The sequence below is a fragment of the Enterobacter cloacae complex sp. SHL020 genome (assembly GCF_049236945.1).
GTDB classification, from domain to species: Bacteria; Pseudomonadota; Gammaproteobacteria; order Enterobacterales; family Enterobacteriaceae; genus Enterobacter; species Enterobacter dykesii.
On the sequence record NZ_JBMKJF010000001.1, the window covers coordinates 686,159 to 700,620 of the forward strand.

General features: G+C 52.9%; 16 protein-coding genes. 10 read left to right on the forward strand and 6 right to left on the reverse strand.

What is annotated here, in order from left to right:
• Positions 1–349: 349 nt before the first annotated feature.
• From ACOTZB_RS03265 to ACOTZB_RS03280, 4 genes are all read right to left on the reverse strand, one after another.
• Positions 350–1,036, reverse strand: coding sequence for a replication protein P (locus ACOTZB_RS03265; protein ID WP_202774311.1), 687 nt, complete (start codon positions 1,034–1,036; stop codon positions 350–352).
• Positions 1,033–1,950: a replication protein gene (locus tag ACOTZB_RS03270; RefSeq protein WP_202774312.1), complete on the reverse strand. Its 918-nt coding sequence runs from the start codon at positions 1,948–1,950 to the stop codon at positions 1,033–1,035. Before ACOTZB_RS03270 ends, ACOTZB_RS03265 begins: the two co-directional genes overlap by 4 nt.
• Before the next feature lie 84 nt (positions 1,951–2,034).
• Entirely contained in the window at positions 2,035–2,586 is a 552-nt protein-coding gene (locus tag ACOTZB_RS03275) for a toxin YdaT family protein (RefSeq protein WP_202774313.1), read from the reverse strand.
• A gap of 2 nt (positions 2,587–2,588) precedes the next feature.
• Positions 2,589–2,816, reverse strand: a complete 228-nt coding sequence (locus tag ACOTZB_RS03280) for a transcriptional regulator (protein ID WP_083264079.1) — start codon at positions 2,814–2,816, stop codon at positions 2,589–2,591.
• Positions 2,817–2,915: 99 nt separating this feature from the next.
• Here ACOTZB_RS03280 and ACOTZB_RS03285 point away from each other — a divergent pair, with 99 nt between their 5' ends.
• Positions 2,916–3,308, forward strand: a complete 393-nt coding sequence (locus ACOTZB_RS03285; protein WP_059311998.1) for a helix-turn-helix domain-containing protein — start codon at positions 2,916–2,918, stop codon at positions 3,306–3,308.
• Positions 3,309–3,811: 503 nt separating this feature from the next.
• Here ACOTZB_RS03285 and ACOTZB_RS03290 read toward each other — a convergent pair.
• A complete protein-coding gene (locus tag ACOTZB_RS03290) occupies positions 3,812–4,003 on the reverse strand; it encodes a hypothetical protein (protein WP_133550391.1) in 192 nt (63 codons plus the stop codon).
• A gap of 90 nt (positions 4,004–4,093) precedes the next feature.
• Between ACOTZB_RS03290 and ACOTZB_RS03295 the strand changes: the two genes are divergently transcribed.
• From ACOTZB_RS03295 to tus, 9 genes are all read left to right on the forward strand, one after another.
• A complete protein-coding gene (locus tag ACOTZB_RS03295) occupies positions 4,094–4,216 on the forward strand; it encodes a hypothetical protein (protein ID WP_265096644.1) in 123 nt (40 codons plus the stop codon).
• Positions 4,213–4,335 carry a hypothetical protein gene (locus ACOTZB_RS03300; RefSeq protein WP_265096645.1) on the forward strand — a complete coding sequence of 41 codons (123 nt, stop codon included), beginning with the start codon at positions 4,213–4,215 and terminating at the stop codon, positions 4,333–4,335. The genes ACOTZB_RS03295 and ACOTZB_RS03300 overlap by 4 nt, the downstream gene beginning before the upstream one ends.
• Positions 4,336–4,570: 235 nt before the next feature.
• A complete protein-coding gene (locus ACOTZB_RS03305) occupies positions 4,571–7,708 on the forward strand; it encodes a RecE family exodeoxyribonuclease (RefSeq protein ID WP_202774314.1) in 3,138 nt (1,045 codons plus the stop codon).
• Positions 7,709–7,717: 9 nt separating this feature from the next.
• Positions 7,718–8,803, forward strand: a complete 1,086-nt coding sequence (locus tag ACOTZB_RS03310; RefSeq protein ID WP_045143007.1) for a RecT family recombinase — start codon at positions 7,718–7,720, stop codon at positions 8,801–8,803.
• Positions 8,804–8,841: 38 nt separating this feature from the next.
• Positions 8,842–9,084, forward strand: coding sequence for a DUF4060 family protein (locus ACOTZB_RS03315; protein WP_020882485.1), 243 nt, complete (start codon positions 8,842–8,844; stop codon positions 9,082–9,084).
• Between the two features lie 64 nt (positions 9,085–9,148).
• Positions 9,149–9,364, forward strand: coding sequence for an excisionase family protein (gene xisR, locus ACOTZB_RS03320; protein ID WP_045143008.1), 216 nt, complete (start codon positions 9,149–9,151; stop codon positions 9,362–9,364).
• Positions 9,364–10,644: a site-specific integrase gene (locus ACOTZB_RS03325; RefSeq protein WP_045143009.1), complete on the forward strand. Its 1,281-nt coding sequence runs from the start codon at positions 9,364–9,366 to the stop codon at positions 10,642–10,644. Before xisR ends, ACOTZB_RS03325 begins: the two co-directional genes overlap by 1 nt.
• Positions 10,645–10,673: 29 nt before the next feature.
• Positions 10,674–11,972, forward strand: a complete 1,299-nt coding sequence (gene rstB / locus ACOTZB_RS03330) for a two-component system sensor histidine kinase RstB (RefSeq protein ID WP_033145344.1) — start codon at positions 10,674–10,676, stop codon at positions 11,970–11,972.
• A 73-nt stretch (positions 11,973–12,045) separates the two neighbouring features.
• Positions 12,046–12,975 (forward strand): DNA replication terminus site-binding protein, encoded by a 930-nt coding sequence (gene tus, locus ACOTZB_RS03335; RefSeq protein WP_193804498.1) that lies wholly within the window; start codon positions 12,046–12,048, stop codon positions 12,973–12,975.
• Here the strand turns inward: tus and fumC are convergent, their stop codons facing one another.
• On the reverse strand, positions 12,976–14,370 hold the full coding sequence (fumC, locus tag ACOTZB_RS03340; RefSeq protein WP_421626484.1) for a class II fumarate hydratase: 1,395 nt from the start codon (positions 14,368–14,370) through the stop codon (positions 12,976–12,978).
• Positions 14,371–14,462: the final 92 nt, after the last annotated feature.

Here is a 14,462-nt window from a genome sequence, read left to right on the forward strand (position 1 = left end):
GCAGTAGCGCTCACGCTTGCATCCCCTTTCCCCTTGCCAGGTTGATTCTGTCAACGTATTCCCTCAATGCTTTGACTTGCTCCGAAGAGAGTTCAGTTTCATCAATGGTGGCCAGAAGAGCGTTGAGGGAGCGCTCAATATCGTTTTTAATTAGCCGTAAACAGATAGTCTTAACCCAACGTGGCGAGAATTTGCTGAGGCCGATTGATCTCGTGATTCTTAATCTCATTTTGATACCTCTTTGTCGCCAGAGGAGGCGACTTGTTACTCGGTTATAACACTCGATGGAGATAAAGCCTTTAACTCATTCGTTGTGCGGCACGAGTCTTCAGAATCTTTGCTGGCACACTTACCCCCTCCCACCAGCCTTCATCCGGTCATATTTAGCCTTTAAAAGCTCCGCTGGCGTTGGCCCCTTCTGAACCACTGGCGAGGCCAACGCGCGCCGAACAGGCGGGATTGGCTTCCCGGCCAGCACCCGCTTTTCCCACATATCCAGAATATCGCCGGTTTCATGCTCGAGTTCTTTGTGGCACAGTTGACCATCAGTTCCCCGGCGCCGCAGCTCGAGGCAGATGTGATAGTAAATGGGTTTAGGCCAGGGATACTGCTCACTGCTCGGGTAACGAAACACCAGCTTACGCCACTTCCAGTACTCAGCCATAACGTCAGCGGTGGTGATCCCCAGCACGCTGCGCCCTTCCCTGCACCACTTGATGAACTGGCCTGGCGACGGCAGGAACGGGCGCTCTTGGCGGCGAACCATGCGCATGCCGGCATCAACCTGCTCCATGGTGGTTATCCCGTTTTCTTTGAACGCCAGCACCCACTGACGGCGAATCTCGTTCACGTCTTCCTGGCTGCGATTAACCAGGCTTGCAGGGAACGCGGCAGCGAGCTGCACGAACAGGCCGTTGATAATCTGTGCCACCTGCTGCGTTTGCTCACGTTCGCTGTACTGCTCAGGCAGGTTGTGGGCCATGCGGCGCGCCTGTTCCCGGTCAAAATTGCGAATGCTTTCGGCTAGATTTTTCATTCCAGCACTCCATCAATCCAGTCGGTATTATGCAGGTCAATGCCGCCCCGGGATGGTTTTACCGCTCCGATTGCACGCAGCCGTTTGGTGGTGAGCTGATCCCACTGCTTGCGCAGACTCGAAGGACTCAGGATGTTGTCTTTCCAGAACTCGTCCCGGTTGGCCCACTGGAACAGGTCACAGATTTCGTAGTGAGTGCGCTTGTCCTGGACACGCATCAGCCTGATGGTGTTTGCCCATTCAGCCCAGTTGGGTTCGGATAGCGATGCGTTGACGGTGAGAAGCCTGTCGTAAATCCAGCGAGCGGCCTTGAGGTCGTCAGCGGATCCCCATGATTTACCTGCCGGGGTGTATATCCCGGCGGCAGCTTCTGGATGGCGTGAGAGAAACTTTTCAGTTTTCTGGTTTCGGGATTCGTCAGAATTCCGAGACGAGGATATTTTAATATTGTTCTTGTTATAGTCTTGGGTGTCTACCGTTTCCGGGAAGGTTTTTCCCGTTTTCGGTAACACTTTTCCCGATTTCGGGAAGACTTTTCCCGTTTTCGGTTTGTCTAAAATCCAGGCAGAAAGGTCAGTATTTATACCGACCGTTTTCATCACGCCTTGCTTCTGACTGAAGATGATTTTGCGTTCTGCGAGCGATTTGAGCGCATCAGAAACGTGGGAATCACTCAGCCCTGTAAGCTCGGCGATCACCGTGTTCGTAACGCGGTCCTGTTTCTTGTTCCAGCCGTAGGTAAGCCAGATCACCGCCTCAAAACATTGCCACTCCCGGCCTGACATTCTCAGGCGAGGCTTGAGCTGTTGGATCTCGTTAGCGACCTTGGTATACCCATTCGACAGGTCGGCCATACGACCTCCCGGTTGTTCAGTTCTGTTGGGGAAATTGATAATTTCAGCTGTGTTTGACATACTTAGCTCCGCAATTACACTCCGTTTTTGCACCTGAAAGTCGGTTCTGTTTGCGCAGACCGGCTTTCGCCTTTTCTAAAGTCTTCACACAACCCCCAGCATGGTTGTGACCATCGCCAACAGCGGCGCCGTAAGGTCCGGATCGACACGGAACATTTCAAAAATCCCCTCGCCTAACTCCTTCAGTTTTTCCTTCTTCGGTGCATTGAGCATCAGAGCTTGCTTCGCCTCACTCACCTCTTTCTCCAGCCTGGCCATCCGATAGGCAAAGGAGTCGTTTTTAACGACACGGTCGCGATATCTAATCGGTAATACAGACATGATCGCTGGCACCAACTGTTCGACGTTCTTTCGGTACGATGCGGAGTCTTCTTTGTTGTCGAGCCAGCGGAACAGCTTCACGTTCCAGACATCGGCCTGGCCAGAAAAATCTACGCCATCAAGTTGAAGTTCTTCCGCCGCTTCTTGGATTTGAAGCGCAACAGCTACGCGCCCTTCTGCCGCTGCCCACGCCCTGACTGCAGAACAAATATCTCGATGATCAAGATCCTGCTCTGCCGATTCGCTTTGATGACACGGGAATATCATTGGATTAGAGGAGGCTCTGCTACTCTGTTGAAATGAAACAGTTTGCATAGTTAAGGATCCTGTTTAGGTAAACCGTCTGTTGGGTTTGGGTAGAGATCTGGGCGCAGCTCGTGCGGAGTTACGCCGGTAACCCCATAAATTTGCAAAACTCGATCTGCCGGTACGACGCCCTGATATCGATTTCGCCAATGACTAACAGTCATGGCGCTTACGGTTAGCAGTTGGGCTAAGCGCGTAGCAGTTCCTGCTTTGGTAATTGCTTTATCAATTGCTTTCATAAATAGCTCCTGTAACAACAACGCAATTAAACATATTGTTTATTCCTGTGTCAACATTTTGAATATTGAGCTAATAAACATTTGGTTTAGAATTCGTCCATGAAAGAAAAAACTCATCAGATTAACCACCCCCAAGTTCAGCGGCTTAACGAGGTTCTTGAGCTCAAGAAGTTGACCAAATCAGACATGGCCCGTATATGCGGCGTCAGTGCTCAGTCGGTCAATAACTGGTTCGTTCGTGGGACGATTGGTAAAAGTTCAGCGATTAAGCTGGCGGATGCGCTTGGGGTGAGCCTTGAGTGGCTGCTTGGCCAAGATGTTGGCAAAAAAGATGGACTGAAGCCGGACGAACAACGCCTGTTGGAACTTTACCGTCAGCTTCCCGAAGAAGAGCAACAGAACATGCTTCGCATCTTCGCACTTCGCTTGAAAGAGCTGGACGAACTATATGATAAGTATATGAAAGGCCGGATTCGTTCGCAGGATGATTGAGTAATCCTTTCAGCAATGAATCATAAAGACCCACCATAAGAAATGGCCATGAAGTGGCCTTTTTTTTATGCCCCTCTAATAACTAGCACATCTTTTGTACTAAGCGACCATTCCGCGGACTTCCAGCACGTACCATTTCGTCGAATTTTTTTCCTCCAAAGGACAAAATTTCACTCTCCATAAGCACCACATAAACATTTTGTTTATCTAAGATTATTCATTTTGTTGACTACTACTTAAACTTTGTGTTTAATCTAACTCACCAAGACGCACTACGAACCATCAAGGCAGGACGCCCACGAAGTAGCCGCCGACGGCATACGAATAGTCGGATGAGGTGGTGAGATTAACGCGCATCAGGTGTAAACGTTCCGCTGGCCGGCGTTACAGGCGCATATAGGAGAAAAAATTGTGGATGACACGGTCATAAGAAAGAGTGAGCTTTATGCACATTGCAACAGCTCACTCGGGAGAAATAGGTCTAGCTGGGGAAGCATTTAACCCTATTTCCATTCGTCTTCTGAGAGTTTCTGGTCAAGAAAGACTTCGAATTTTGCATAGATTTTTTCTATCTCTTCCACCGGATCGTGGGGGTCAGAAAGATTCCGGCCAGAAGAGATTTGAGCAGAACGGTAAGAGTTATATGTATCAACCGCTAAGCGAGTTAAATACAAGACTTTCTCTTCTTTATCCACAGTTAATTCCCTCATTAGAGTACGGGAATAACCACAATAGCACTGAAGTTAGGACCGTGATACGACAGTCAGAATTAAAAGGAAAGATAAATGATCGACTTTGCACGAACACCTTCAAGACAACAAGCAATCCGCCTCAGTACTGCGGAAGTATGGATTCGCAAGCTCTGCTATTTCCTTGCGCAGAAAGGTGACCCAGAGCTAAAAGCATGAACTCGTTCTTTGCCCTGATCGTTACCGTCTGCGCCCTCACCGGGAATGCTCAGACATCATGCTCGGTGTATACCAAACCGAAGCTGGCTGTGATGCAGCTGCCAAATAACAGCACGTAAAAGGAGAGTGTTACCCATATAGACCGGCTGACGACCACCAGCTTGCTTTCAAATTTTAATCGAGTTATGGCCAATGGCTGTTACCAGCCCCTAAAAGCACAAAACCCGCGCAAGGCGGGTTAAGTACCCGGTCAGCCGACCAAAGCTTTCCGGAATCGAGTTTTGACCAATGACCACTACCCAAGGCAGCAATCATTAGCTGCGGGTATCTTACAACCAAAATTAAGGACCCGATATGGAATTCTTTCATTTTATCAAGGCAACCCAGAAATCCGGCAAAGAAGATGCCGTTATCTGGTTCACGGCTAAATCAGAAGCACGAGCCAATTTGCAGCTGGATGTAGAGCTGGAAGATGCTGGCATTGAAACCGGCCGGGGCAAGGATTATGCCAAACCAGTTCGGACCGATTTCCCCGTGTATAACGACCTGCCGGAAGAAAGTGCGGTGGATTACACCTGGTGCAAACGCTACGAACTGCAGGAAGATGGACGCACCTGGCTGCCAAAGGCTGGCGTTGAGTCCACTGGAGACATTGACACTCCTGCCGTACAGAAAATGAGCGTTAAAGTCGATACTGCCGACGAGAGTGTCCCGCTTGAAAACCGCACACCAGCGGTCCGTTTTGCCGTCCACCTGACCAGCGACAAATATCAGTCACACATCACTAAAGAGCAGCAGTTGGCTGCCAGCGAAATGTCACTGGATGAAGGCAACACCTATCTCCAGCACCTGCTGCTGGCGAAGAACGATATCCCTGAAGTTGCCGAACTCAGCCTGAACGCTGAGTGGAAACTGGTTCAGGCAATTAAGCAGGTATTCGCGCCAGATGAAGCGCACGAAACTGAAATTATTGCTGCATTCATGGCTGACTGGGCGAGAGCAGATGCCAGCGACCGCAATCAGTTAGTTGAAGAGTGGAGAAGCGGAAAGCTTTCTCTTCTCAAATCAGAAAGCACTAACGACATCGATGTTACAACCGGTCAGGATCCAGAACCTGAAAACGGTCTTCAGATTGACGAGAATGATGACGAAACCACTCGTTATCCAGTCGTGCGTATGCCGTTCCGGAAGCAGCTACTCGCCCAGTTCACCGCCAATGAACTGCGCCACCACTTAACCCGCGAAGAGTACGAAGCTATCAGCGCGCTGGAGATGGACACTGACAACAGCTATGTCCAGAACCTGCTGCTGGCGGCAGAAAACTGCGAAGAGGTGAAGGGTTACGATACCAAAGACCTTTGGCGCTATACCGACGCCATTCGCAAGGTGTTCAGCCAGCAGAAGCTCCACGAACTCGCTTTGGTTCTCCGATTCACCCGAATCTGGGCGGCAACTGATTATATCGATCGCGGCATTCTCGTTCGCGAATGGGCAGCCGGTAATCGTATCAGTAATGTTCAGCGCACTGATTCTAGGACCAATGCAGACGGTGGCTATGTGACGGATCGCGGCGAAGGCGCGCACCACACTCTGGACTCTCTCAATCTTGAGATCGCCTGTGCCCTGCTGCCTATGGATTTCCATCACTTTGAAATCCCCTCAAGCGTTTTGCGTCGCGCCAAAGAAATCGTGGCGAAGAAAGAAGAACCATGGAAATCATGGAGCGCCATCCTGCGTAATCAGCCCGGCATACTGGCGGTGAACCGTGCAGCAATCTTCAATCTGATCCGCATAGCGCCGGAAAACATCCACCACACGCCATCGGCTCATCTTGAGTTTGTTAATAAAACCATGACGGCTGAGTTTATCTCTGCTGTGGAGTTACTGCCGTTGCCTACTCCTGTAGTTGAGACTGAAGCCCCAGTTGAACAACCGCAGGTTGAAAATCTCGGCAGTGGAGTGTTCTCCATCGATGGCCTGATGGGTGGAAATAACAATCCGGGCATCAATACCACCTCAAATGAAGTCGTAAAAACGGAAAACACAGCGGAGACCACCAGCGATGTGCAGATGGAAGCGGCTAAGCCAGAGAAAGACGAAGATGTTGGTTCGGTACCACCGGGCGAAAGCACTGATGCAGCTAATTCGCAGACAGATTCCATAGCGCCAGAAGAGCAGCAGTCAGAGCCAGTAATCGAATACCCGGCTTACTTCGAGCCTGGCCGCTACGAAGGTCTGCCGAATGATGTTTATCACGCAGCAAACGGTATTAGCTCAACCCAGGTAAAAGATGCCCGCGTCAGCCTGATGTACTTCAACGCGCGCCATGTGGCTAAAACAATACCGCGCACAGCATCCAAAGTGCTGGACATGGGGAACCTGGTGCATGCCCTTGCATTGCAGCCGGAAAACCTCGAAGCAGAGTTCAGCGTAGAACCTGAGATCCCGGAGGGTGCTTTCACCACCACCGCAACTCTTCGCGAGTTCATCGATGCGTTCAACGCCAGCCTACCGGCGCTGCTAAGCGCTGACGAGATTAAAGCGTTGCTTGAAGAACATAACGCATCCCTTCCCGCTCAAGTGCCGCTTGGCGCCAGCCTGGAAGAAACGGCTCAAAGCTATATGGCTCTCCCTGCTGAGTATCAGCGTATTGAAGAAGGCCAGAAGCAGACAGCAACGGCAATGAAGGCATGCATTAAAGAGTACAACGCCACCCTGCCCGTGCCGGTTAAAACCAGCGGCAGCCGTGATGCGCTACTCGAGCAATTAGCGATCATCAATCCAGACCTGGTGGCGCAAGAAGCGCAGAAACCTACACCGCTGAAAGTGTCTGGTACTAAAGCAGACATGATTCAGGCAGTTAAATCAGTTAAGCCCGATGCCATGTTCGCCGACGAACTGCTGGATGGCTGGCGCGACAACCCTGGCGAAAAGATTCTGGTTACCCGCCAGCAGTTGGCCACCGCGCGAGCAATTCAGTCCGCACTACTGGCGCACCCGACCGCGGGCATGCTGCTGACACATCCAAGCCGCGCCGTTGAAGTGAGCTATTTCGGTTTCGATGACGAAACCGGATTAGAAGTGCGTGTACGCCCGGATCTCGAGATTGAACTGGACGGCGTGCGAATTGGCGCCGACCTGAAAACCATCAGCATGTGGAATGTGAAGCAAGAAAGCCTGCGCGCCAGGCTGCATCGGGAAATCATTGACCGGGACTACCACCTCAGTGCGGCTATGTATTGCGAGACCGCGGCGCTGGACCAGTTCTTCTGGATTTTCGTCAACAAAGACGAGAACTACCACTGGATCGCCATCATTGAGGCATCCACCGAACTGCTGGAACTGGGCATGCTTGAGTACCGCAAAACAATGCGCGCCATTGCCACAGGTTTCGACACGGGCGAGTGGCCAGCACCAATCACTACCGATTACACAGATGAACTGAACGATTTCGACCTGCGCCGCCTCGAAGCGCTGCGCGCTCAGGTTTAAGGGGGATTTATGCATAACACAAACGTTACCGTTGCTGACCAGAATACCGTTATTAACTCCAACGTGGCTTTGTTCGATTCCCAGTATCTGAACGCCATCAGCACGTTCGCGCAGATCATGGCCCAAGGCACCGCTACTGTTCCTAAGCACCTGCAGGGCAATCAGGCCGACTGCATGGCAGTTGCGATGCAAGCGGCACAGTGGCAGATGAATCCCTTTGCCGTGGCGCAGAAGACGCACCTGATTAACGGTGTGCTCGGGTATGAAGCTCAGCTGGTTAATGCCGTCATTTCACGAAGCGGCGTGCTGGCCAGCCGCTTTGAATATGAATGGTACGGGCCATGGGAAAAAGTAGTTGGAAAATTCCACATCCGTAAAGGCGACAAAGGCGAGTACCGCGTCCCGGGCTGGACCCTGGCTGACGAGGCTGGGATCGGCATCATTATCCGCGCAACGCTTAAAGGTGAAGATCAGCCGAGGGAACTTGATTTACTGCTGGCTCAGGCCCGAACCCGAAACTCTACCCTCTGGGCTGACGACCCTCGCCAGCAGCTGGCGTACCTGGCCGTCAAACGTTGGGCGAGACTGTTCTGCCCGGATGTAATTCTGGGAGTTTATACCCCGGATGAACTCGATGATCGCCGTGAAGAACGAGAGGTAAACCCCGTACCGGCGCAGCACGTAAGCCTTGCAGACATTTCAGGTGATAACGTCACTACCACCCAAACGGCTCAGGAATCAGCTCAAAACATTGATGCACTTGCTGATGATTTTCGTGATCGCATCGAGGCGGCTCAGGATGTGGATAGCGCTAAAGCTCTGCGCGCAGATATTGAAACCGTCAAAGCAACGCTGGGTTCTGCCCTGTTCACTGAGCTGAAAAACAAGGCCGTGAAGCGTTATTACCTGGTTGATGCACGGAACAAAGTCGAAGCAGCCATCAATTCCTTGCCACCTTCAGATGAGCCCGATGCAGCTGAGCGGTTCGCAGAAGTAGAGCGCGTTCTTGCATCGTCGAAACGCCATCTGGGCGACGAACTGCATGGTCAGTTCAGCATCACCCTGGCGGATATGAAACCGGAATACGTGGACTAACGAGATCGGGAGGGGAAACCCTCCCTCAAGGAGAAGAAATGCGACTGATTAATCGAGGCAGTAAGCAATCCCCTTTGGCTCGCCAGGCATGTGAAATCGCACTCGCAGCCCACCAGCAAAGATATGGTGACTATGGGCGCAGCAAGATGAAAGAGACCTATACGGTAAGAGTGGAAGGCGTGAAGGTCTGGGTTGAAGTGGTCAACTGCAAGGCAAGCTACGTGGCCACAGCAATGACCGGCATGCGCCGACTGCGTTCCCTGCCCGGCCAGGCAAACTGAAACTGAAATATCAACGACTAAAAACCGGCATATCTATACTCATGCCGGTTACCTGAGGTGAACCATGTCGCAGGTAATTTACGATTCAGAATGGGGCGTTGCTTCAAAACTAAAAGAGAAGACAGGCCTTACAGATCGTCAGATTAAAAGCTATCGCCAAACCTCCTGGGTAGAAGGTATTCATTTTAAGAGAATCCCATTGGATGGAAGCAGCTCCGAAGAGCGAGGACTTGTCTGGTACAACATCCCAAACATTAACAGGTTTGTGAAGGAGGCATAATGGCTGCAATGCCAAAGGGTGTTGAGATCCACAACAATAAGATACGAATAAGTTTCAAGTTTCAGGGCGTTAGATGTCGAGAAACATTGAAAGGATGGATCGTAAATGCATCGAATCTCAAAAAAGCCGGGAATCTAAGGGCCAAAATTGTAAGCGAGATTCAGCTGGGAACTTTTGACTACCGGGGCATGTTCCCGGAGTCAAAGGTGGCATCAAGGTTTTATACATCTAAAAACATTACGACGTTCGCCGATCTTGCATCAACCTGGTATGAAAACCATAAAATCGATCTCTCACCCAATGCCACAAGAAGCTATGGGATAGCTGTAAGAACGTTAACAAAACTAATCGGCCCTGAAACGCTGGTTGCATCCATCACCAACAGCGACATTCTGGGCTGGAGAAAGGAATTACTGACTGGCGAGACTAACTATGCTCCCGAAAAGAGGAGAAATAAAACCGGCCGCGCCGTTAGAACAGTAGATTATTATCTGGCCATCTTGCGACAAATCCTCGACTATGCGGTTAAAAATAAAGTCATTTCATATCAACCATATGTCGGAATAAAAAGGCTTCGCAAAGGGCAAACAAAACCAGATCCACTTCTGAGACATGAGTTTGAGCAGTTGAAAGAGACTGCTCCGGCTCAGCAGAAAAACATGTGGCAATTTTTCGCTTATACCGGCGTTCGACCCGGGGAGCTTTGCGCTCTTGCCTGGGAGGATATCGATCTTAATTCTGGCGAAGCTAACATTGCGCGCAATCTAACTCAGGAAGGCTTGTTTGGACCACCCAAAACCGAAGCTGGATACCGGACGATAAAGTTACTGGAGCCGGCTCTGGAAGCTTTGCGAGCTCAAAAGGAACTTACCGGGAGTGCCCCTAAGGTACCAATCACTTTTCACCACCGGGAGTTCGGTAAAACGGAAACGCAGAAACTGCACTTTGTGTTTATGCCTCGACCTCAGAAAGGCAAGCAAGCTGCGTACTATTCAGTCAGTTCAATTGTGTCATTATGGGATATTACGGTAAGACGATCGGGAATTCGCCGCAGACGCCCCTATCAGCTGCGTCATACATACGCATGCTGGATGTTGTCGGCAGGTGCTAATCCTGCTTTTATAGCGAATCAGATGGGTCATGAGAATGCAGAGATGGTCTTCCATGTATACTCTGCGTGGATAAATGCTCTCGATAGCGATCAGGTATCATTTTTGAATCAGCGCTTTGGCGGATATGCAAATGCCCCTATAGTGCCCCTGAAGGTAAAAACAAAGTAGTTAATTACTTGATTTCCCGGTGATATTTAATGAAAAAGCTGTTTGTGCAGTTTTATCTTTTACTGTTTGTCTGCTTCCTGGTCATGACCATGCTGGTCGGGCTGGTGTATAAATTTACCGCCGAACGTGCGGGCAGACAGTCTCTGGACGACCTGATGAAAAGCTCGCTCTATCTGATGCGCAGCGAACTGAGAGAGATCCCGCCGCACGACTGGGCGAAAACCCTGAAAGAGCTGGACCTGAATCTGTCGTTCGATTTACGCATCGAGCCGTTAAAAGATTTTGAGCTGGATCCGCCCGCCATGCAGCGTCTGCGCGACGGGGACATCGTCGCGCTGGATGAGAAATACACCTTTATCCAGCGCATTCCGCGCAGCCATTACGTGCTGGCCGTCGGGCCGGTGCCCTATCTCTATTATCTGCACCAGATGCGCCTGCTGGATATGGCGCTGATGGCCTTTATCGCCATTTCGCTCGCGTTTCCGGTCTTTATCTGGATGCGCCCGCACTGGCAGGACATGCTGAAGCTGGAATCCGCCGCGCAGCGTTTTGGCGAGGGGCACTTTACCGAACGCATTCACTTCGACAGCGGTTCCAGTTTTGAACGTCTGGGCGTTGCCTTTAACCAGATGGCCGATAACATCAATGCCCTGATCGCCAGTAAAAAGCAGCTGATCGACGGGATTGCACACGAGCTGCGCACGCCTCTGGTTCGCCTGCGCTATCGTCTGGAGATGAGCGAAAATCTGACTGAAGCGGAGTCGCAGGCGCTTAACCGCGATATCGGCCAGCTTGAGGCGCTGATTGAGGAGCTGCTGACCTACGCGCGCCTCGATCGTCCGCAAAACGAGCTGAACCTCAGCACGCCGGACCTGCCCGCCTGGCTGCAAACCCACATCGATGACGTTCAGAGCGTGAACCCACAGCGCACGCTGTTAACGCGGGTCACGCCGGGTGATTACGGCGCGCTCGATATGCGCCTGATGGAGCGCGTGCTGGACAATCTGATGAACAACGCCATGCGCTACAGCGAAAGCACGCTACAGATTGGGCTGGATTTGCAGGGCAATCAGGCCAGCCTGACGGTGGAGGATGACGGTCCGGGTATTGCTCCGGAAGCGCGAGAAACCGTGTTTGAACCGTTTGTCCGCCTTGACCCGAGCCGCGATCGCGCCACTGGCGGATGCGGCCTGGGGCTGGCGATTGTTTACTCTATCGCGCAGGCGATGGGCGGCACGGTGCACTGCGAAGAGAGCGAGCTCGGCGGCGCGCGCTTCTGCTTTAGCTGGCCGGTATACCATAACATCGCCCTTCCCGTCCCTGCCTGACCTCAACCGCACGCTGGCCTGACCCGGCGTGCTGTGCTATATGATAAGTATGTTGTAACTAACGAGAGTGTTTATGGCGACCTACGATCTCCTCGAACGGCTGAACAGCACGTTTCGGGAAATAGAACACGAGCTCCTGACCCTGACCGAACGTTTACAGAGCTGCCGTCTGCTGGCCGCGCGCGTCTTTACCCTGCCCGAGGTGGCTAAAGGGGCCGAGCACGACCCGCTGGACACCATCGAAGTTGAACAGCACATCGGCAGCGCCGCCCTCGAGCTGGCGCTGAAGCACTATCGTCGCCTGTTTATCCAGCAGCAGTCAGAAAACCGCAGCAGTAAGGCCGCCGTGCGTCTGCCCGGCGTGATCTGCCTGCAAACTGATGCGACAACGCGCGACGCGCTGGAAAGCCAGATTACCCATATCAACACCCTGAAAGCGGCCTTTGAAAAGATCGTTACCGTAGAGTCCGGCCTCGCCCCTGCCGCCCGGTTTGAATGGGTGCACCGCCAGCTTCCGGGGCTAATTACCCTTAACGCCTATCGCACGCTGACGGTACTGCGTCACCCCGCCACGCTGCGCTTCGGCTGGGCGAATAAGCACATTATTAAAAACTTCACCCGGGATGAGATTCTGGCGCAGCTGGAAAAAAGCCTGAAGACGCCGCGCACCGTCGCACCGTGGTCGCGCGAGCAGTGGATTGAGCGCCTGGAGCAGGAGTACCACAGCATCGCCTCGCTTCCGGCGGACGCGCGCCTCAAAATTAAGCGTCCGGTGAAGGTACAGCCTATCGCCCGCGTCTGGTATTCCGGCCAGCAAAAACAGGTTCAGTATGCCTGCCCTACGCCGCTGATTGCGCTCTATGATGCCGATCGAGGGGCCATCGTGCCGGATATTGGTGAGCTTTTGAATTACGATGCGGACAATGTCCAGCACCGTTACAGACCTCAGGCGCAGCCGCTGCAGCTGATTATTCCGCGGCTGCACCTGTACGTGGCGGGATGACTATTTCAGGCTGCCGACCATCGCTTCCGGGCGAACCCAGGCGTCGAACTCCGCCTCCGTCAGATAGCCCAGCGCCATGGCGGAGGCTTTCAGCGTCAGCCCCTCTTTATGCGCTTTTTTAGCGATCTCGGCGGCTTTGTCGTAGCCGATATGGGTATTCAGCGCCGTCACCAGCATCAGGGATTGATTGAGTAACTGGCTGATACGTTCGCGATTCGGCTCAATCCCTACCGCGCAGTGCTCGTTAAAGCTCTCCATGCCGTCCGCCAGCAGACGAATCGATTGCAGAACGTTGTGGATCACCATCGGACGATAGACGTTCAGCTCGAAGTTGCCGGACGCACCGCCCAGGTTGACGGCCACGTCGTTGCCCATCACCTGACAGCAGAGCATGGTCATGGCTTCGCACTGGGTCGGGTTGACTTTACCCGGCATGATGGAGCTGCCCGGCTCGTTTTCCGGAATGCTGATTTCACCGATGCCGCAGCGCGGACCCGAGGCCAGCCAGCGCACGTCGTTGGCGATTTTCATCAGCGAGGCCGCCAGCCCTTTCAGCGCGCCGTGGGTGTGGACCAGCGCATCGCAGGTCGCCAGCGCTTCGAACTTGTTGGGCGCCGTGACGAACGGCTGCCCGGTGATGTTTGCCAATTCCTCCGCCACGCGCACCGCGTATTCAGGATGGGTATTTAACCCGGTCCCGACCGCCGTCCCGCCGAGCGCCAGCTCCGCCAGGTGCGGCAGGCTGTACTCAATATGCTTCAGGTTATGTTCCAGCATCGCCACCCAGCCGGAAATCTCCTGGCCGAGCGTCAGCGGCGTGGCGTCCTGCAGGTGCGTACGGCCAATTTTGACGATGTCGCGGAAGGCCTGCGCTTTCTCGTTGAGCGTGGATTTCAGGACGTTAAGCTGCGGGATAAGCTGGTCGCGGATAGCAATCACCGCCGCCACGTGCATCGCCGTCGGGAAGACGTCGTTGGAACTCTGGCTTTTATTGACGTCATCGTTCGGATGAACCTTACGCTCCATGCCGCGCACGCCGCCCAGCAGTTCGCTTGCCCGGTTCGCCAGCACTTCGTTCATGTTCATGTTGCTTTGGGTGCCGGAACCGGTCTGCCAGATGGCGAGGGGGAATTCGTCGGGATGCTTGCCCGCCAGCACTTCGTCGGCGGCGTTGATGATGGCGGTGGCTTTGTCTGCCGCCAGCAGGCCTAAATCCTGGTTTACTTTCGCGGCGGCGCGTTTGGTGAGCGCCAGCGCCTGAATCAGCGAGACGGGCATTTTTTCAGTCGAGATACGGAAATGCTCCAGCGAACGCTGGGTTTGCGCGCCCCAAAGCTTGTCGGCCGGGACGTCGATGGCGCCCATCGAGTCTTTCTCATGGCGTACCGTGGTCATTACTTTCTCCTTGATAACAAAAGAGGGATTGCTCACATGCTTAAGGGATAAGTATTGATGACTTCTGAGAAACGTTATGGCGCTTTGTGCGC